The sequence below is a fragment of the Weeksella sp. HMSC059D05 genome (assembly GCF_001809725.1).
GTDB classification, from domain to species: Bacteria; Bacteroidota; Bacteroidia; order Flavobacteriales; family Weeksellaceae; genus Weeksella; species Weeksella virosa.
Genome location: NZ_KV798550.1, coordinates 132546 through 151891, shown reverse-complemented (window position 1 = coordinate 151891; position 19346 = coordinate 132546). Strand labels below are relative to the sequence as shown.

The following is a 19346-nucleotide window of genomic DNA, read 5'->3' as shown; positions in this document are numbered from 1 at the left end:
TATTGTAGCAAAAAAAATACCACAAAAAAAGAGCAGTTACAAAACTACTCTTTTTCTTATAATTTATGGTTAATTTATTAGAATTTATAAGCAACTCCTAAACCTACAGAACCGATGTTCCAGTCGTTTTTATATTCTACTCCCAATACCTCGTATTTGTTGGTTCCGGAAACTCCTTTGTAGAATCCGTACACGTCTACTAATGCTCCACTATATCCTACTTTTGGTTGGTAGTAAAAGCCTCCATCCATACCATCATTGGTAGCAAATGCATACCCTAAGTCTGCTCCCACAAAAAAGTTTTGTGTTGGGGTAAATTTTGCTGATGCAGCCAACGGAATAAATCCGAAATCGTCTACATTATCTTTTCCAACGAAGTGATCGTACCCTGAAGCTAATCCTAATCTGAAGTTTTGAGCTACTGGATAAAGATAAGCAACGTCTAAACCGATATTGAAGTTTGATGCATCGCTAACGTCTCCTACCGGAATACCTACATGTACACCTGCTTCGAAACCTGTTGATTGTGCTTGTAAACCTACAACTCCAAAAACTGCAACTGCTGTTGCTAATACTAACTTTTTCATAATTATTTAATTTATGTTTTTTCTATTATTTCTGTAGACAATATTTCCAAACTACGTGCCAAAAAGTTAAATCTCTATCAAAATATTTACTCGAAAAATCACAACCAACTGAACATCAACACTATACCGTTAACAATTATGTCAAATATTAGATATAAAAAAAGGACCCATAAAAGGTCCTTAGAACTATTATTTAGATTAACAATTAATCTTCAGGAGCAACCGTTTGGTACAACTCATTTTGTTCTTTTTGAGCATAAGCAGTATCAACATCATGAATTAAGCCTAGCAATTCATTGATTTCATTGAATTGTTTTACAATAATTTCTTGCTCAGTTTCGTCGATTCGTTGATCGGTCATAAAGGAGTTATACTGTTTGAGAAAAGCTAGTTTTTTGGGTAAATATAGTTCTTTGAATTTTATCATGGCCTGTTCTTTTTTTCCAGCAGAAGCCAAACCATTAATTTCATTATAATTTACCATCATTAGATCATTCTTCACGCTAGCCAACTCACTTAGCACCCCACTTATTCCTTGTTGTTTTAGTTTTTCGAGATAAGTTTTATTGGCTTCTAGATTCTTCTTGGCGTAGGTAAATAATTCATTTGCTTTGGTTGTTTCGCCCAAATGTGCGTATACAGAAGCAATTCTAGAGACACCTGAGCCTACATTATATTGTGGCCAAGCTGGGATTTCTTTCATCACTTTATCCAAAACTTTTTTGGCTTCTGCATTCCGTCCTTCTTTTATCAAGTCTTCTGCCAGACGAATGGCAACATTCCTAAATGAGGATGTATAATTGCGTTCGTTCTGACTGAATGATGCGTCGGGATTACTCAAACCTCCCCATCGATAAAGCTGGAAAGTTTTCAGCATTGCATCTACATCAGAAGAGCCTACAACTCCGCCTTCTCCGAATTTTTTATAGATAGGCACAAATTTATAGGACAATCCTGCATGCTGCAAATAATCTTGCAAATAGAAAATACTACTCGGATCATACACGCCACCTCCACTGAAATACATTGCACGATCCCACTTATAGTTTGCAAGCAAAGACAGCATCATCAAATCGGCTTTGTATAGTGTTCTTGAGTTTAGATTAATCTCTATTTGATCTACAATTTGATTTTTTTGTTTAGGGCTTACGATACCATACTTCAGTACATTTTCTTTGTTTACCGGAACCACAATTTTACTTACAGGCAAGAAATTCACAGCACCTACTGGATAGCCAAAATAATCGGCCAAGGCTTTTTTTGCAGGATTTTTATTATCCAATATAAAGTCGATTGCTTCTTTTGCGGTCATCGAATCTTGAGTTACATATTTTTCAACCTCTTTCAATGAATTGTATACAGCCAAAATTTGCGATGCATCGATGCGCTCATCGACCATCTTGCTTTGTGCCTCGTCTATCGACATTTGACTTAATGCTTCTAGAGTAATCCCTTCTTTTAGATAGGAGTTTAATTCATCGAATAGGTTTTTTATAGAACCATCTACTACAAATATATTATCGTTTGTTCCGCTTTGGAAGTCAGAATATTTGAGGTTTGTTGGTAAGCCTTCTGCATTGTAGGTTTTACGTAGAAGTTGCTCTAGATTCCAAGGTGAATTTGCTAAAGTAAGGTTAGCAATTTTCACATCGTCGCGGAATAGTTCGGTTTCTTGCAAGCCCCATAGAGGATATGTGTCATTATCGCCGTAAACAAACAGAATCGAGTTTTTATCCAATCCGATTAAATAATTGTAGGCCAAATCGTGTGCAACAGAGCGCTCTGACCGATCGTGATCATCCCAATTCTGAAACCCCATCAAAATAGGAACTCCCATACAGATTACAGAAATAGCTATCGCTACAGAAGACGAAAGAGCTTGTTTCTTTAGTTTTTCTATCATTAAGAAGATGGCATACACACCGATCCCGACCCAAATCGCAAAAGCATAAAAAGAAGAAACCAAGGCATAATCACGCTCGCGAGGTTCGAAAGGTTTTACACTGGTATAAAAAATAATTCCGACACTGGTTATAATAAATAATGCTAAAATCGACCACCAATGGACAAAGTTTCTATTGAACTGAATAACAAATCCTATCAAACCTAATATAAGCGGCAACATGTAATAGACATTGTGTCCATCATTTTTATAATCGGCTGGTAAGGTAGTTTGGTCCCCGATTCGCATAGAGTCTATAAAAGGAATTCCAGAAACCCAATTTCCACGAACAGCTTCGAAATGTCCTTCTAGGTCGTTTTGTCGGCCCGAGAAGTTCCACATCAGGTAGCGAATAAACATATAATTGATCTGGAAGTCTAAGAAGTAGTTCAACTGTTGACCAAAAGTTGGTGGTTCTATATTGAGTAGTTCGTTATATTTTTTGAGGTCAGCCACTTTCAGTTGTCCGTTTACTTTTTTGGTGATTAGATCATTATACACCTTCTCTGCATATTGTCTTTTTTGTGCTTTCGTTTGTTCGTCATCTTCATAATTGGTAAAGAAACTCGTATTCAAAGAGAATTCTGGGAAACCATACATTGCTGCATAATTCTCCATACTTTCCGCTTTAGAATCGAACATTTTCGGAAAAAACTTTACATATTTATCATTATAGATATAATCTCTTCGGTCGGCTACTTTTACATATTTCCCAATACGATTATCCTTGATGTATTCTGCTCCAGTAACCTTGAAAGCATAATCACCGTTGCTATCTCGCTCTATACCATCAGAGGCAATATGCGCTGTATAAACGGGGCCATAGGTTGTTGGCCAATCTCCGTACTGTACACGATTGAAATAGTCTAACATGCCCAAGGCTGTATCAGGATCATTCAGATTCATGTGTGGATTGGCATTGGCACGAATCGGGATTACTAACCAAGATGTAAACCCTACCAACATAAAAATCACACACCACAATGCTGTGTTGACTGTTTTCCATTTGTATTGGCGCGAAGTTTTCAGGAAGAAACCAAATAATCCTACCAGTAGAAGTGTAGTAACAAATGTCCCCGAATGAAAAGGTAATCCTAAACTATTAACAGTAAATATTTCTACTTTACCATACAGCTTCATGGTAAATGGGAAAATTATTTTGAAGGCAAAAATCAGTACTAAAAGTGTGATGATATTTCCTATAATAAAATTTTTTATGGTCACAGTGTACTTGCGTGCATAGTATAAATAGCACACTACCGGGATGGCTAGAATCACCATTAAATGAACACCAATAGACAAACCAATAACCAAAGAAATAAGCACCAACCACTTATCGCCTCTTGATGAATCTGCATCTGCATCCCACTTTATTCCTAACCAAATAATTAGTGCCGTAAACATAGATGCCATTGCATACACTTCGCCTTCTACAGCAGAAAACCAAAATGTATCCGAAAACATAAATACAGAGGCACCGACAAGTCCTGCACCTAATGTAATAATTTGTTGCGGTTTTGTCAAGATAATTTCATTAACAGACTTGGTATTGTCTATCGAACCATGCATTAGTTTTCTGACAAAAAAAGTGATCGTCCAAAACAACAACATAATGGTAATTGCGCTATAGATAGCAGAAGATGCATTGATAATCAAAGCATACTTATCTCCTTGCCCGAATGCAAATAACGACCAAACAGCCCCTAACAATTGAAAAAAAGCAGCTCCTGGTGCGTGTGTAACACCCAATTTGGCAGATGAGACAATGTACTCACCACAATCCCATAAACTTAGAGAGCGCTCTATCGTCGATAAATATACAATAGAGGCAACCAAAAATATTGCCCACCCTAGATAATTATTCCAATCTTTGAATTTCAATTTCATTTTCCTAATCAATTGTTATGACCTTGCGAAATTACTATTTTTTTGTTAATCACTTCTTCGATAATAGTTTTAATTTAAAAATTTGATATTTCATAGATTTATTTTAAATTTGCTTGGCAAAAAGCAATGCCTTTATCTGATAAAATTATCCAGACAGGATTTACTTTTGATGATGTACTTTTAGTTCCATCATACTCCGAAATCCTACCGAATCAAGTTTCTTTACAAACCCGATTAACCGAGAAAATCCAGCTCAACATCCCTATTGTTTCAGCTGCGATGGACACTGTGTCTGAATCGAAATTAGCCATAGCGCTTGCACGCGAAGGTGGTCTTTCTTTCATTCATAAAAACATGACAATTGCCGAACAGGCAGTACAAGTAGATAGAGTAAAACGCTCTGAAAATGGAATGATTGCCAATCCGATTACGCTAAGCAGACATCATAAACTAAGCGATGCCGAAGAACTGATGATGCAATACAGCATTTCTGGTCTACCAGTTATCGAAGAAGACAGATTTTTGGTAGGAATTATCACCAACCGAGATATCCGCTACCAGAAAAACATGGATCAATTGGTAGAAGATGTGATGACTAAAGAGAATATCATAACGTCCGATATTAATACCGACCTAGACAAAGCGAAAGAAATTTTACTCCGTAACAGAATAGAAAAACTACCTATTGTTGATGATAACAATAAATTAATCGGCCTGATAACAATCAAAGATATCGACAATCTAAGCGAGTATCCAAATGCAAACAAAGACTCACAAGGTCGTTTACGCGTTGGTGCTGGTGTGGGTGTCGGACAAGAAACCTTAGAACGTGTACAAGCCTTGGTAGACAAAGGTGTAGATGTTATTGCCTTGGATTCTGCTCACGGGCACTCGAAAGGAGTTATCGACAAAGTAAGAGAAGTACGCCATGCCTTTCCAGAATTGGATATTGTTGGCGGTAATATCGTTACTGCTGCAGCTGCAAAAGCACTCATCGATGCGGGAGCCAACGCCCTAAAAGTTGGGGTTGGCCCAGGATCTATCTGCACTACACGCGTTGTTGCCGGTGTAGGCGTTCCTCAACTTTCGGCTATCTATGATGTACACGAGTATGCCAAAACAAGAAATGTATCGGTAATCGGTGATGGTGGTATAAAACTTTCTGGCGACATTGTAAAGGCCATTGCATCGGGCGCAAATGTTGTGATGCTCGGAAGTCTTTTTGCTGGTACTGAAGAAGCGCCTGGCGAAGAAATTATTTATCAAGGTAGAAAGTTCAAAACCTACCAAGGTATGGGATCTTTGGCTGCAATGCGAAGAGGGTCGAAAGATCGATACTTCCAATCGGATACTAAGAAATTAGTACCAGAAGGCATCGAAGGGCGCGTACCTTTCAAAGGATCTATCCAAGAAGTTGTCTATCAACTTTGTGGTGGGTTACGTGCCGGGATGGGCTATTGCGGTACTGCGACTATTGATGACCTAATTAACAATGGTAAACTGGTTCGTATTACCAATGCAGGCCTCAATGAAAGTCATCCGCACGATGTGATAATTACCAAAGAAGCACCGAATTATTCTAATTAATCAAATTCTCACATTATACCGAAAACTCTCATCCAAACTACAAAGTCAAAGATGAGAGTTTTTTGTTAGTAAACCATCAAACTTTCTCTACTGCAATTATTCCTCTTGTTTGTAGTAAATATAGTACGTCGATAGAATTCTAAAATCCTCTGGCTTACCTTCGAATATTTTAAATTTTTCGGTAGGATAAATTACCTGACCGTTTTCTAATCGCAATGGCATAGTAAAGTTTGGTAAAACAGAAGTATATCGATACGTTATTTGATTGTTATTTTGTTTAATTTCTAAGGTAGGAACATTTATAGAACGCAAATATTGATCAAAAAAAACATTCAAATCCAACCCAGATTTTTTAGCGATATAATTTTCCACTTCACTTCCGTCTACGGTTTGGTGATAAAAATCTCGATTTAAGCCTCGCAGAATTTCTCTAAAGAGCGAGTCGTTATCGAGCCATGTTCGCAAAGTATGCAACATGTTCGCCCCCTTATAATACATATCGGCACTACCCTCCTGTTGCACGCCGTAGACCCCAACTATTGGTTTACTATTTACAATGTTTTGTCGTATCCCAATGTTGTATTCATCGGCTGCTTTTTTTCCTTGCTGACATTCGGTATACAAAGTTTCTGCATAAGACGTAAACGCTTCGTGCACCCACATATCAGCTACATCGTTTGCGGTAATGCTATTCCCGAACCATTCGTGTCCGGCTTCGTGAATGATGATAAAATCCCACAAAAGACCATGCCCAGTTCCCGACACATCACCACCTAAATAACCATTATTGTATTGATTTCCATACGCAATTCCACTCTGATGTTCCATCCCCAAATGTGGTGCCTCGATTACTTTGTACGAATCTTCGTAGAAAGGATACGGACCAAACCAATGCTCGAAACAAGCCAACATACTTTTATTTTGTTCGAATTGTTTTTTTGCTTTTTTCAGGTTATAATCCAATACATAGTAATCTAAATCGAGTTTTCCTTTTTCTCCCATATAGTGATCTTGGAACTGCACATAATGCCCAATTGATGGGATGATATTATAATTATTGATCGGATTTTTCACTTCCCACACAAAAGCGTTTTTACCATTTTCTTTTGTCGAGCTTTTTAGGCGACCATTTCCTACCCCAATCATATCTCTCGGAGTAATAATTTTGAGCTCTATTCCACGATCGGGTTCATCTCCTTGATAATCTTTGTTTGGGAACCAAGCACTCGCCCCCAAACCTTGTACAGCAACCGACATCCATGGTCTATTTTTCTGGTCCTTGGTAAAAATCCATCCGCCATCCCACGGAGCTTTTACGGCAATTTTCGGGTTTCCTTCGTAGGCTAAATTCAATCGGTGAATGTTGCCTTTGGATAAATTTCCTACGGAAAAGAAGTACACATTTCCTTCTCGTTGAGCAATAGAAATTTCTTGATTATCTAACCAAGCTTTGGTGATCTTCATAGGTGGTTGTAAATCTATTTGCATCAATTTACCTTTATTATCCTCGGTAATCAAAAACTCGATTTGTGTTTCACCTTGAATAAATTTCGTATCAAAATTGGCTTCCACAGAAATAGAATAATGTTGAACGTCCCACCAATTTCTATACTCGGTATTGCTCCCACGTAAGGTATCTTGTCGACTGAAGTCTTTTGTGGATTGAAAAATCTGAGCTTCTGTAGAGATCGAGAACAATAAAAAACTCAAAAAATATATATAAACAAACCGCATATTAGTATATTTAAAACGATAAAAATAACCAAAGTATCGAAGCTTATCAAACTATTGAAAAGTTTTGACAGACTTTTTTAGAAATTGGACATGAAAAACTATTCGGAGATTGTTGAGCAATTAGCGCAATATAGAAAAGAGCAAAAAACCAAAGAAGGTGTTTATTTTTTGATGAAACACTATGATTTACAGCATCCGTTACTAAAGGAGATATTACTTTTCGGGATGAAATAAGCAATAATTCTATTCTCTTAACTGCTGAAGGTTCTAAGGAAAAAGGTTTTACGATTCGTATACCGAACAACATTTTGTATTTTGATTATCGGCTTGTTGCCAATTTATTGATGCACGAAATTCTGCATTTGTATCAAAGAAGTGGAAAAGAGCCAATCGAAGAACGAAGTGAACGAGAATGGCAAGCATATACTGAAATGATTTTTCACCAACGTTTTCCGCAGCTCCCGACCTTATCGAATAACCTACAAATACAGTTTGCCAAAAAAGCACTGAAATATTATCAGCAAATGGGCGAAGAAAGTAGTTTGCAGGATAAATATTTATCTCAGAAAAATGTTTTAGAAATCGTACTAAAGCAACTAGAGTCTGAAGAAAAAATCCACAAAACAGAAAATAATAACTTATAATTCTTCATCAATTCTTACACTTACTTTTCAGACTTAGTATTTATCTACAACAAACAAATTAGAGAAAATGTTATCAACAATACCAATCTGCGCCAATATTATTTATGCAAAAAGTAAAACTTGACAATTAGACGATTCTGGAGACTTATATTTACTCAATAGTTAAAAAAAATGACACTTTGTCAGTTTATCAATAAGATAATATTGTAATAATTGCGTTGGCATAAAGATTGACTAAATAAGACTGAAAAAACAATTTTACAGCATTATTCAAGTATTAACCATAAAAAAAAACGATATGAGCAAAATTATAGGAATTGATTTAGGAACAACCAATTCATGTGTTTCTGTAATGGAAGGGTCTGATCCTACAGTTATCCCAAATGCAGAAGGAAAAAGAACAACCCCATCGATTGTAGCTTTTGTAGAAGGTGGTGAAATAAAAGTTGGTGATGCAGCAAAACGTCAGGCTGTAACCAACCCACACAATACCATCTATTCTATCAAACGATTTATGGGAACAAAATTCGTAAACGACCAATCGGAAATTGATCGTGTACCGTACAAAGTTGTGAAAGGAAACAACGACACACCTGTCGTAGATATCGACGGGCGTAATTATACTCCACAAGAGATATCGGCAATGATCCTTCAGAAAATGAAAAAAACTGCCGAGGATTATCTTGGGCAAGAAGTAACTCGTGCGGTAATTACTGTACCCGCTTACTTTAACGATGCACAGCGTCAGGCAACCAAAGAAGCAGGAGAAATTGCAGGCCTAAAAGTGGAACGAATCATCAACGAACCAACTGCTGCTGCATTGGCCTATGGTTTGGATAAAGCACACAGCGACAAAAAAATTGCTGTTTACGACTTAGGTGGTGGTACTTTTGATATCTCTATCCTAGAGTTGGGCGATGGAGTCTTCGAGGTATTATCTACCAATGGTGATACTCACTTGGGTGGAGACGATTTTGACGATGCAATTATCAACTGGCTAGCCTCAGAATTCAAAAATACTGAAGGCGTAGACCTAATGAAAGATGCAATGGCACTGCAACGACTACGTGAAGCAGCAGAGAAAGCAAAAATAGAGTTATCGTCTTCTGCTCAAACAGAGATCAATTTACCATATATCACCGCTAATGAGACAGGGCCAAAACACTTGGTACAAACATTGACTCGTGCAAAATTCGAACAATTAACAGACGATTTAGTTCGTCGATCTATGGACCCTTGTAAAAAAGCATTGGATGATGCAGGTTTATCAACCTCAGACATCGACGAAGTTATCTTGGTAGGGGGTTCTACTCGTATCCCAAAAATCCAGGAAGAAGTAGAAAAGTTCTTTGGTAAAAAACCTTCAAAAGGAGTTAACCCAGACGAAGTAGTTGCTATTGGTGCTGCCATCCAGGGAGGTGTATTAACTGGTGATGTAAAAGATGTACTTTTATTAGACGTAACTCCACTTTCTTTGGGTATCGAAACTTTGGGTGGTGTATTTACAAAACTAATCGAAGCCAATACAACTATCCCAACCAAAAAATCAGAAACGTTCTCAACAGCAGCAGACAATCAACCAGCTGTTACCTTACGAGTTGGGCAAGGTGAGCGTCCTATGTTTAACGATAACAAAGAAATTGGTCGTTTCGATTTAACAGACATTCCACCTGCTCCACGCGGTGTACCACAGATAGAAGTTACTTTTGATATTGATGCGAATGGTATCTTGAATGTTTCTGCGAAAGACAAAGGAACAGGAAAAGAGCAAACCATCAAAATCGAAGCGTCTTCTGGGCTTAGCGAGGCAGACATCGAACGCATGAAAAAAGAAGCGCAAGAAAATGCTGCCAAAGATGCTGAAGCCAAAGAAAAAGTTGAAAAAATAAATGCAGCTGATGCCCTTATTTTCCAAACTGAAAAACAGTTGAAAGAATACGGTGACAAATTACCTGCAGACAAAAAACAGCCAATCGAAGATGCTTTAGCCGAAGTGAAGTCTGCACACTCAAGTCAAGACATCGCAGCCATTGATGCTTCTATGGAGAAACTAAATAGTGCTTGGAACGAAGCTTCACAAGAAATGTACGCTGCCATGAACGAGGGACAAGGTGCGAGCGGACAAGCCGGAACACCAAATCCTGAACAAGGGAACAACACCGATGATGACGTACAAGATGTTGAGTTTGAAGAAGTGAAATAATTAGTAACTAAATCACACAACAATAATTAAAAAACCGCTGTAAACATTTACAGCGGTTTTTTTCATATATAAACTTTTCTGGTTTTTCTTATTTGTTTTCTACTTATGCGAAACCTATTAATACATCTAGTTTTTACTAAATAATCTAAAAAAAAATTACTTATTTTTTTTGTTTTATATTTAAATGTAATTATATTGCCACATAATTTGCTCTAAAACAATCTTTTAAAAGAATTTTATGTGCAATACAACTGATAAACCACTATATAAAAATAATTATTATGACTCGAAGAATTCTATCGCTTGGCATGATAACTTTATCACTAAATGCCTACTCTCAGGTTGGGGTTAACACAGAAAAACCCTCTGAAACTCTTGATGTAAAAGGTACAATAAGAATTCAGGAATTACCCAAAAACCAACAAGAAAACGCTATTTATAACGGAGACTCAACAAAAAAGACCAAGTTTACGGCAACTCGTACCGTTGTGGCAGACGACAACGGTGTATTGGGCTATATGGAGGACGTCGATCCAGTAGACACTGATGGTGAGGACCTCAATGTGAGATCGGTATCTATGTGTAGTAAACCATTTACTCCACAAGAGATTGTAGACTTAAGACAAGCGGATGGTGGAGTGAGGCTAAAATTAGGGGATTATGAATTTAGTTGGTGGCGATCTAGTTATGCAGCATGGTCTTCTTCTGAAGGAAATTATTTTCGATTCAAAAAAATTTCAACACCCTATCGGTACAACTCTTGGTCGATCGCAGGAGTCGCACATGATGACAATGAAGAACAAGACAATATGGGCACACCTGCAAATAGATGGAGTAGATTTACAAGAAATTTGAATGAGACTCCACTTGGATATAAAGTATTTCAAGAACTTCTAATAATAGATAACGGCGACACATTTCGTTTTAATGGTTATATGTTCAGAAGCCAAGCTTCACCAGGCAATTATCAAATAAGAATTTGTATGGCTGTTGAAAAACTTGTAATTGGGCAAGGAAATTAACGTAATATATAAACAAACAATCAGTGCCATAAACTAAATGCACTGATTGTTTGTTTTCTTATGAATTATAGAGCAATTTATTATCCATAAATGGTTTAGAAAATTTAGGATTCTTTTTTTAGCTTATAGCATGTTCAACGCTTCGGTTTTCAACAATATTTTCATCTAATCTATTAGCTATAATGATTACTTTTTGATCAGTTTTTTGGTAACACGATTTCCGTCACCAAAAGTAATCGTAACAGTATACACCCCAGGAATTAAATTCGAGACATCTGCACTAGTAGAGTTTTCTACCGTCTTCACAAGACGCCCATTGGTATCAAAAATCTCAAGCTTATTTACAGAGTTTTGTTTACCAATTCTAATGTTTATGTTATCAACCGCAGGGTTCGGATAGACAACACCATCATTATTCATCGATATTTCATTGGTTGCCAAAGATTCGCCATTCAGGTTCATTGCCATTCCTTTTAGTGCGTCACCAAATTCACCACCGGTCATTTCTGTTATAGACAACCAGTACGTTAATCCTGCACCAAAAAAATTATCAGGATCTATGTTCATAGCATCACTACCACTGAAATTGATACTATTAAACCAGTTCCACATTTCCCAATAGTCAAACTTTACACTGAAATTTACTTTAGGAGCAAACACTACCCAATATTTTTTATTAGCATGTGCCGTGAAATCTGGCGTTTGAACCAAGAAACTATAGACCAGTGACTCTACTTTGGTAAATGTAAGATTAGGATCATCTTTAGCAAGATCCAATGTATATACAGGTGTTCCCGTCTTACCAGGAATTCCTGCAGGTTTCCCATTATCATCCTCATAGATATACAAAACAGCACCGTTGTATAGATTTTCTAGATTATCTCGCATCTGATAACCTACAAACTCCATACTACTGATCTTTGCTGTCTGTGGAAGTAGAAAATCATCGGAAGCATAGTAACCAGTTCCGTCTTGTGCAACCGAAGAGCCTATTCCGTATTCAGGATTCACTTCTTGTGTAAATAGCCCTGATGTATTGGTAAAACGTGGTTTCAAATTTTCTACCCCAATTGGTATGATTTGAGCATAACTGATAGTCGATGTAACAACGAGTACAAAGCATATCAACTTCAATAAATAAAATCTTTTCATATTATTATTTTTTTGCGAATATATTGTTTTTATACACACAATCCACATACAGTGGAAAGATATTTGTATTATTTACAAAAAAGATTAGCTATCGATAAAAAATTGATAAATCTACATAAACTTTGTTATCTTCAGTTCAATCCAACTATATAAAATATTTTTTTATAATTAAATTCCCTCTCTGATGACTTAATCTTGATTTTGTAGAATTGCACTGCCCAAAAGCCTCAAATAAAAGAAATTATCCAGTCAATATTTTACAGTGAAATTTTTTCGTTTTATCACATCAAACCCAACCATTTATTTTAACAAATTTTATCATAGTTCTGAGCTTTATCCTACAGAAATCTTCTCCGTTTCCCATATTATTTGATTACTTTTGACGATAAAATAGCAATCAATAAAAATTTTATGAAAAAATTCTTCATCACAACAGCAATTTTAGGACTAAGCTTTTTTTCTTGTAAAAAAGATTCGAACAAAGACGACCTAAAAGTTGTAGGAAAAGATGCAAATGGAAACGAATTGGTGGTAACAGAACAAGGAGACACAATCCCAAAACCTACAGAAGATAGTTTGGCAGTAACTAGTGAAGAGAATTCGGTAGAGAGTGTTGCGCTCATAAAGAATGAAGATGATCGTTACGATTTTAAATACAACCTAGAAAAAGGAAAAACCTATCCGATAAACCTCACAGTTCTTACCACAAGAAATGTAAGCGACGGAACACAGAGTCTAAAACTATCGAACGAAAGCAGAAAAAAAATCGACTATACGGTACAAGATTATCAGAACGGCACCTATACGTTGAAAGTTACTTTCCGTCAATATTCTGAGAAATTAACCGATCCTACTGGAAAAGTATTTTCTTTCGACACCAGCAAAAACAAACCGAGCGATCAAATGACTGCTATGTCTTGGCAAGTGTACAAATCAATTATCGGGAAAAGTTATACCATGAAAATGAATGATCGTGGTCAGGTAATTTCTGTAGATGGTTTGGGGACAATCCGTTCTGGGATAGAGTCATCGATGAAGAGTTCTCTTTCTGCCGAAGAACAAAAAGCTTTGAGTGAAATGCTAAAAGTATCTCTGAGCGAAGAAGCGATAAAAATGCAATTCCAAGAAACGATGAACATTTATCCAGACAAAAAACTAAAAATAAAAGAGAGTTGGTCGGATGAAAATAAGGTAAACGAAGGACCTCTAAAAGGAACCTCTAAAATAACCAGAACATTGGAAAGTATAGAAGAAGCTGCCACAAAAATTTCGATAAAAGGAACCCAAAAAGTTAGCGGAAGCGAAACCCAGAAAATGCCAACGCCCGACAAAAAAGAACAAACGGTAAACTTGTCTATGAATGATCAATCTACCATTTCGGGTAATATTTACTTGGATACTTCTTCTGGTTGGATCAAAAAAGTGGATATAACCCAGAAAAAAACGGTGAAAGAAACCATAGAAAGTCAGGGGCAAAAACAAACACGCACCGAAAATACAACTGTACAAACCCTTGTAAACTAATGCTATGAAATACATTCTTGTCGCCATATTACTTGTTATTATTGGCTTATTTTTTCTACGGATTATCAGAACATTTTTTGTAGCAAGAAAAGTTTTCAAAGATGCTTTGAGGCAACAAAACCATATCAATAAATCATCAAATCAACCCCAAAAACCAGTTTCCGACAAGCCAAAATTCAATATTGAAGCAGAAACTATAGATTACGAAATTATAGACGATAAGGATGAAAAATAACAATCTTTTATTTTCGATATTTACCTTGGTATTCTTTGCCTTGGTAGCAGTAATTTACTGTGCGCCTGTATTTTCGGGCAAAGCATTGGTACAACCCGATATTATCAATTATTTAGGTAGCGCGAATGAGATGCTGGAATATCAAGCCAAAACAGGCGAGCCAATTTATTGGTCGGATGCAATGTTTGGAGGGATGCCAACCTATCAGACTGGTTCCTATTTCGAGGGTGATGTTATCAAAGCCATCGATCGAATAATTCGATTTTTACCACGACCTGCTGATTATATTTTCTTGCTTTTCACCGGTTTTTTCATCTTAGGAGTTACCCTTCTCCGAAACTGGAAGTATGCTTTAGCTGGCTCAATTTTCTTTGCTGTTGGTGCCTATTATTTTATCATTATTGCAGCAGGGCACAATGCAAAAGTGCATACAATTGCATATTTTGCACCCTTGGTCGCCGGTATATTATTGGTGTATCGAAAAAAACATATTGCTGGCTTTCTACTCACCACCTTATCTATGGCGTTAGAATTACAAGCCAATCATATACAAATGACTTTTTATTTGTTTTTGGTCATGTTGATTTTTGTCATCATCCAAGCGGTTGACAGTTATCAAAAAAAAGAAATTCCTCATTTTCTTAAATCTTCAGCTCTTGTTGTTGCAGCTACTGTTCTAGCTCTAGGCATCAATGCTCCGCGTTTACTTTCTACGTACGAGTATTCTAAAGAAACCACAAGAGGTAAATCGGATATGACGCTATTGCGCAAAAACGAAGGAGGTCTAGAAAAAGATTATATAACACAGTGGAGTTATGGTAAATTAGAAACTCTTAATCTATTTATTCCGAATTTCTATGGAGGAGCATCATCGGGCGGAGAAGAACAATTGAAAAATTATCTTCAGACCCTTCAGAATATGCACTATTCTATTGGCGAAGACGAATTCAATCAACAAGCTTTTCAGATGTTGGCGAATCAATCTCGCAGTACGTATTGGGGCGAACAGCCTGGCACTTCTGGTCCCGCTTATCAGGGAGCAGTTGTTGTATTTTTATTTGTTTTAGGTTTGTTTTTGGTCAGAGGAAAATGGGCAAAATACAAATGGTGGCTTCTTTCTGCCACACTACTGAGTATAGTTTTAGCTTGGGGTAAAAACTTTGCTTTTCTCACCGATTTGTTTATCGATTATTTCCCGATGTACGATAAATTCAGGGCGGTATCTTCTATTCTTGTTATGGCAGAATTTACCATGCCTCTGTTAGCAATGATTTCTGTTTACATCTTTTTTCAAGAAACAGGAAATAATCAAACCAAAATATTACAGATAGTTGGCGGGAGCGTTGTACTTTTTTTATTGATTTTGTATGCAATTGGTCCAACAATTTTCTCGTTTACAAGTAGTTTTGATGAATCAATTCATCAACAATTTATTGGGATTGTACAGCAATATAATCCACAAGCTTTAGGCTTCTGGAATAACCATCTGAATGAGCTGAAAACTGCGTTGATAAAAGATCGTGTAGCACTTTTCAAAGCTGATACATTGAGAACCCTGCTCTTTGTAATGGCTACACTTCTGGTACTTTTTGCATATCAATATCAACTACTAAAAAACAAAACGATTGCAATTTTGGCCATTTCATTTCTGGCTTTGATAGATGGACTTTTGGTAAACAAGCGATATTTGAACGAAGATAACTTCATATCTAAACAATTTGTAGAAAATCCTTTTCCTACCGAAATGTCACCACGACTAGAGTCCGAAGCAAATCTCAACAATAATGTGATGCGAATTGCTTATCAGGTGCCTATTAATAATACTTTGAAGCAATTGTCTGAAAAAGATAAAACGCATTACCGAGTTTATAATGAGACTTTAGGAACCTTTAATGAAGCGACAACATCTTATTTTACCAATTCTATTGGCGGTTACCATGCTGCGAAATTAGGTCGTTATCAAGATATTATCGACATATATTTGTCATCGGATCCTGAAAAAATGAAAGCCTACGGAATTACTGATAATGCAGGAAAGGTGAATGTTTTCAATATGTTGAACACAAAATATCTTATTTTCGGGAACGTACAACAACACGAAATCAATCAGAATCCACAAGCTTTGGGTAATGCTTGGTTTACAGCTAACATAAAGTGGGTAAATAATGCCAACGAAGAAATTTTAGCAATTCAGCATACAGACCCAAAAACAACGACGATTCTCAACAAAGATAAATCAAATGCTACTTTACCCGATTTTACTGTAGATACCACTGCCCACATAAAACTTACACATTATAATCCGGTAAAATTAACATATGAGGCAACGACCAAGACACCACAATTGGCAGTGTTTTCTGAGATATATTATCCACATGGGTGGAAAGCTCTAGTAGATGGAAAAGAAGTCGAAATTCATAAAGCAAATTATTTTTTACGTGCGTTACCTTTAGAAACAGGACAACATACGATAGAATTTATTTTCGAACCTAAAGTTATTTCCTTAGGCACTACTGTTTCTATGATTGCTTGGGTTATCTTTTTGGCAGCAAGTGGTTTTGGTTTGAAGAAACTTTACGACCGAAAGAAAGTTATATCGACACAGGTATAAAATGGCAAAAAAAGTCTTAATCGTCTCTTATTATTGGCCTCCTTCGGGCGGACCTGGGGTACAACGCTGGTTGAAGTTTACTAAGTATTTACCCGAATTGGGTTACGAAACATATGTATATACACCCAAAAATCCATCCTATCCAATTATTGATGAAAGTCTGGAGAGAGAAATCAATCCTAAAGTAAAGATTATCCACACTACAATCTGGGAACCGTATCAGCTGGCGGAAAAATTGAATCCAAAAAACAAGGCTTACAAAGCAGGTCATTTCGAGCAAAAGGAACAACAAAGTTTTTTATCAAAATTGTCAGTTTTCGTTCGAGGAAATTTCTTTATTCCTGATGCTCGTTTTTTTTGGGTTCGCCCCTCGATACAGTTTCTGACAAAATATATCGAAGAAGAAAAGATCGATATATTGATTACCACAGGACCTCCTCATAGTATGCATTTGATTGGTTTGGGACTGAAAAAACGTCTAGATCATCTTCATTGGATTGCCGATTTTAGAGATCCTTGGACCGACATAAGTTATCATAAAGAACTAAAATTAACGAATTGGGCTGCGAAAAAACACAGAAATTTAGAAAAAGAAGTCATACAAAAAGCAGATGTTCTACTGGCAACAAGCTATACGGATGGAGAAAATTTCCGTCAATTGGGTGCAAGAAAAGTAGAAGTTATTACCAATGGTTTTGAGGATGTAAAACAAGTTTCATCAAAAGACTCCCATTTTTTTGAACTGACCTACTCAGGAGGCTTGGAAATGTTGAGAAACCCTCTAGTAGTTTGGGAAGCTTTGGCAGAACTGATGAAAGAAGACAAAAGCTTTGCACAAAACTTACGTATAAATTTCTATGGTGCTTTGGCTGAAGATGTTTTGCAAACTATCACAGAAAATGGTCTAGAAAAAAATGTATTTGTACACGGTTATGTAGCTCATAAAACAGCTATAGAAGCCATTAACAAAGCCAATATTCTACTCATGAGTAATTTTGATAATCCGGCTTCGAGAGGAATTATACCCGGAAAATTATTCGAATATATGGCAACCGAAAATCCAATTTTAGCTATTGGGCCTACCGATTCGGATGTTGAAAAAATACTAATTCAGACACAAACCGGTAAATATTTTTCATATCGGGAGAAAGAAAAAATCAAACAGTTTATTCGTCGTCTATATTTACAATGGTTGAATAACCCTCGAGTACAACTCCCAATAAATAAAACGGAAGTAGAAAAATTTTCTCGAAAAAACTTAACAAAAAAATTAGTGTACCTAATGGATAATATGCTAAAAAATTCTTACGAACAGTAATTTCATACACTAAACTAACTTTTTTGATTCTAAAAAAATCATTGCATTTATGTATTTTAGTCATCAAAAACTTTTTCTAACATGAAAAAACAGAACCCTACCACGATTCTTACGATAGCTATATTATTATTGGTTGTCGGAAGTATTATCTTCTTCAATGACCGCTTGGAAGGAAAAGATAAAATGGATGTATCTAATGCGGTTATTTTGGTTCTGGGCGTGTTTCTTGTCGGTTATGGACTGGTGAAATATTTTAAACAGAAAAACGATTGAAAAGCATAAAAAAAGGGATTCTATTAGAATGAATCCCTTTTTTATGAATTTATAGACAATATAATTACTCTTTGTCTTCTTTAGCTTCATCAGCCTTTGGCTCTTCTTCTTTTTTAGCAGTTTTAGCTTTTGGAGTTTTCTCTTCTTTAACTTCTTCAGCTGTTTCATTGCTTACGGTCTCATCTGTTTTTTTAGCTTTAGAACGACGAGAACGACGAGTAGTTGTTTTCTTTTCAGCTTTTTCGTTTGTATAGATTTCATTGAAATCTACCAATTCGATAAGTGCCATTTCTGCTCCGTCACCCAAACGGAATCCAGTTTTAATGATACGGGTATATCCACCTGGACGGTCTGCAACTTTTGGGGCAACTTCTCTAAATAATTCTGCAACTGCATATTTGTTTTGCAAATACGAGAATACTTGACGACGGTTATTGGTATCGTCAGTTTTTGATTTTGTAATCAATGGTTCGATGTAGCGTTGTAATGCTTTGGCTTTAGCTACAGTAGTATTGATTCTCTTGTGTGTGATCAACGAGATCGCAAGATTAGACAGCATAGCTTTTCTGTGGGATGCTGTTCTACCTAAATGGTTTATTTTTTTTCCGTGTCTCATTTTTAATAAAT

15 protein-coding genes are annotated in these 19346 nt (G+C 36.4%); 10 read left to right on the top strand and 5 right to left on the bottom strand.

Annotated elements, in window-relative coordinates:
- Nucleotides 1–77: 77 nt before the first annotated feature.
- Nucleotides 78–587, bottom strand: coding sequence for a hypothetical protein (locus tag HMPREF2660_RS10315; RefSeq protein WP_013598508.1), 510 nt, complete (start codon nt 585–587; stop codon nt 78–80).
- 205 nt (nt 588–792) lie between these two features.
- On the bottom strand, nt 793–4416 hold the full coding sequence (locus HMPREF2660_RS10310; protein WP_070487069.1) for a DUF2723 domain-containing protein: 3624 nt from the start codon (nt 4414–4416) through the stop codon (nt 793–795).
- A 126-nt stretch (nt 4417–4542) separates the two neighbouring features.
- Between HMPREF2660_RS10310 and guaB the strand changes: the two genes are divergently transcribed.
- Nucleotides 4543–6003, top strand: coding sequence for an IMP dehydrogenase (gene guaB, locus HMPREF2660_RS10305; protein ID WP_070487067.1), 1461 nt, complete (start codon nt 4543–4545; stop codon nt 6001–6003).
- 96 nt (nt 6004–6099) lie between these two features.
- On the opposite strand, the gene HMPREF2660_RS10300 is transcribed toward guaB, so the two are convergent.
- Nucleotides 6100–7713, bottom strand: a complete 1614-nt coding sequence (locus HMPREF2660_RS10300; RefSeq protein ID WP_255356451.1) for a M1 family metallopeptidase — start codon at nt 7711–7713, stop codon at nt 6100–6102.
- 114 nt (nt 7714–7827) lie between these two features.
- On the opposite strand from HMPREF2660_RS10300, the gene HMPREF2660_RS11010 reads away from it, so the two are divergent.
- From HMPREF2660_RS11010 to HMPREF2660_RS10285, 4 genes are all read left to right on the top strand, one after another.
- Nucleotides 7828–7971, top strand: coding sequence for a hypothetical protein (locus tag HMPREF2660_RS11010; RefSeq protein WP_168160810.1), 144 nt, complete (start codon nt 7828–7830; stop codon nt 7969–7971).
- A 74-nt stretch (nt 7972–8045) separates the two neighbouring features.
- Entirely contained in the window at nt 8046–8381 is a 336-nt protein-coding gene (locus tag HMPREF2660_RS10830) for a hypothetical protein (protein WP_013598504.1), read from the top strand.
- A gap of 298 nt (nt 8382–8679) precedes the next feature.
- Nucleotides 8680–10584: a molecular chaperone DnaK gene (gene dnaK / locus HMPREF2660_RS10290; protein WP_070487063.1), complete on the top strand. Its 1905-nt coding sequence runs from the start codon at nt 8680–8682 to the stop codon at nt 10582–10584.
- Nucleotides 10585–10865: 281 nt separating this feature from the next.
- Entirely contained in the window at nt 10866–11606 is a 741-nt protein-coding gene (locus HMPREF2660_RS10285; RefSeq protein WP_141743593.1) for a hypothetical protein, read from the top strand.
- 186 nt (nt 11607–11792) lie between these two features.
- Here the strand turns inward: HMPREF2660_RS10285 and HMPREF2660_RS10280 are convergent, their stop codons facing one another.
- Nucleotides 11793–12758, bottom strand: coding sequence for a T9SS type A sorting domain-containing protein (locus HMPREF2660_RS10280; RefSeq protein ID WP_168160809.1), 966 nt, complete (start codon nt 12756–12758; stop codon nt 11793–11795).
- Nucleotides 12759–13169: 411 nt separating this feature from the next.
- On the opposite strand from HMPREF2660_RS10280, the gene HMPREF2660_RS10275 reads away from it, so the two are divergent.
- The 5 genes from HMPREF2660_RS10275 (at nt 13170) to HMPREF2660_RS10255 (ending at nt 18719) form a co-directional block, all read left to right on the top strand.
- Complete coding sequence (locus HMPREF2660_RS10275) at nt 13170–14282, top strand: DUF6263 family protein (protein ID WP_070487148.1); 1113 nt, start codon at nt 13170–13172, stop codon at nt 14280–14282.
- Between the two features lie 4 nt (nt 14283–14286).
- Nucleotides 14287–14517, top strand: a complete 231-nt coding sequence (locus HMPREF2660_RS10270; protein ID WP_013598499.1) for a hypothetical protein — start codon at nt 14287–14289, stop codon at nt 14515–14517.
- On the top strand, nt 14507–17128 hold the full coding sequence (locus HMPREF2660_RS10265; protein ID WP_083299124.1) for a YfhO family protein: 2622 nt from the start codon (nt 14507–14509) through the stop codon (nt 17126–17128). Before HMPREF2660_RS10270 ends, HMPREF2660_RS10265 begins: the two co-directional genes overlap by 11 nt.
- Nucleotide 17129: 1 nt before the next feature.
- The gene (locus tag HMPREF2660_RS10260; protein ID WP_013598497.1) at nt 17130–18446 is read left to right on the top strand and encodes a glycosyltransferase family 4 protein; all 1317 of its coding nucleotides are present in this window, start codon (nt 17130–17132) and stop codon (nt 18444–18446) included.
- Between the two features lie 81 nt (nt 18447–18527).
- Nucleotides 18528–18719 (top strand): hypothetical protein, encoded by a 192-nt coding sequence (locus HMPREF2660_RS10255; RefSeq protein ID WP_013598496.1) that lies wholly within the window; start codon nt 18528–18530, stop codon nt 18717–18719.
- 64 nt (nt 18720–18783) lie between these two features.
- Here HMPREF2660_RS10255 and rplQ read toward each other — a convergent pair whose 3' ends face one another.
- The gene (gene rplQ / locus HMPREF2660_RS10250) at nt 18784–19335 is read right to left on the bottom strand and encodes a 50S ribosomal protein L17 (protein WP_013598495.1); all 552 of its coding nucleotides are present in this window, start codon (nt 19333–19335) and stop codon (nt 18784–18786) included.
- Nucleotides 19336–19346 lie beyond the last annotated feature (11 nt).

Bases quoted from the DNA above. Each gene is read 5' to 3' on its own strand.
- HMPREF2660_RS10315 (WP_013598508.1), bottom strand. From the start codon at position 587: ATGAAAAAGTTAGTATTAGCAACAGCAGTTGCAGTTTTTGGAGTTGTA.
- HMPREF2660_RS10310 (WP_070487069.1), bottom strand. From the start codon at position 4,416: ATGAAATTGAAATTCAAAGATTGGAATAATTATCTAGGGTGGGCAATA.
- guaB (WP_070487067.1), top strand. From the start codon at position 4,543: ATGCCTTTATCTGATAAAATTATCCAGACAGGATTTACTTTTGATGAT.
- HMPREF2660_RS11010 (WP_168160810.1), top strand. From the start codon at position 7,828: ATGAAAAACTATTCGGAGATTGTTGAGCAATTAGCGCAATATAGAAAA.
- dnaK (WP_070487063.1), top strand. From the start codon at position 8,680: ATGAGCAAAATTATAGGAATTGATTTAGGAACAACCAATTCATGTGTT.
- HMPREF2660_RS10285 (WP_141743593.1), top strand. From the start codon at position 10,866: ATGACTCGAAGAATTCTATCGCTTGGCATGATAACTTTATCACTAAAT.
- HMPREF2660_RS10280 (WP_168160809.1), bottom strand. From the start codon at position 12,758: ATGAAAAGATTTTATTTATTGAAGTTGATATGCTTTGTACTCGTTGTT.
- HMPREF2660_RS10275 (WP_070487148.1), top strand. From the start codon at position 13,170: ATGAAAAAATTCTTCATCACAACAGCAATTTTAGGACTAAGCTTTTTT.
- HMPREF2660_RS10270 (WP_013598499.1), top strand. From the start codon at position 14,287: ATGAAATACATTCTTGTCGCCATATTACTTGTTATTATTGGCTTATTT.
- HMPREF2660_RS10265 (WP_083299124.1), top strand. From the start codon at position 14,507: ATGAAAAATAACAATCTTTTATTTTCGATATTTACCTTGGTATTCTTT.
- HMPREF2660_RS10260 (WP_013598497.1), top strand. From the start codon at position 17,130: ATGGCAAAAAAAGTCTTAATCGTCTCTTATTATTGGCCTCCTTCGGGC.
- HMPREF2660_RS10255 (WP_013598496.1), top strand. From the start codon at position 18,528: ATGAAAAAACAGAACCCTACCACGATTCTTACGATAGCTATATTATTA.
- rplQ (WP_013598495.1), bottom strand. From the start codon at position 19,335: ATGAGACACGGAAAAAAAATAAACCATTTAGGTAGAACAGCATCCCAC.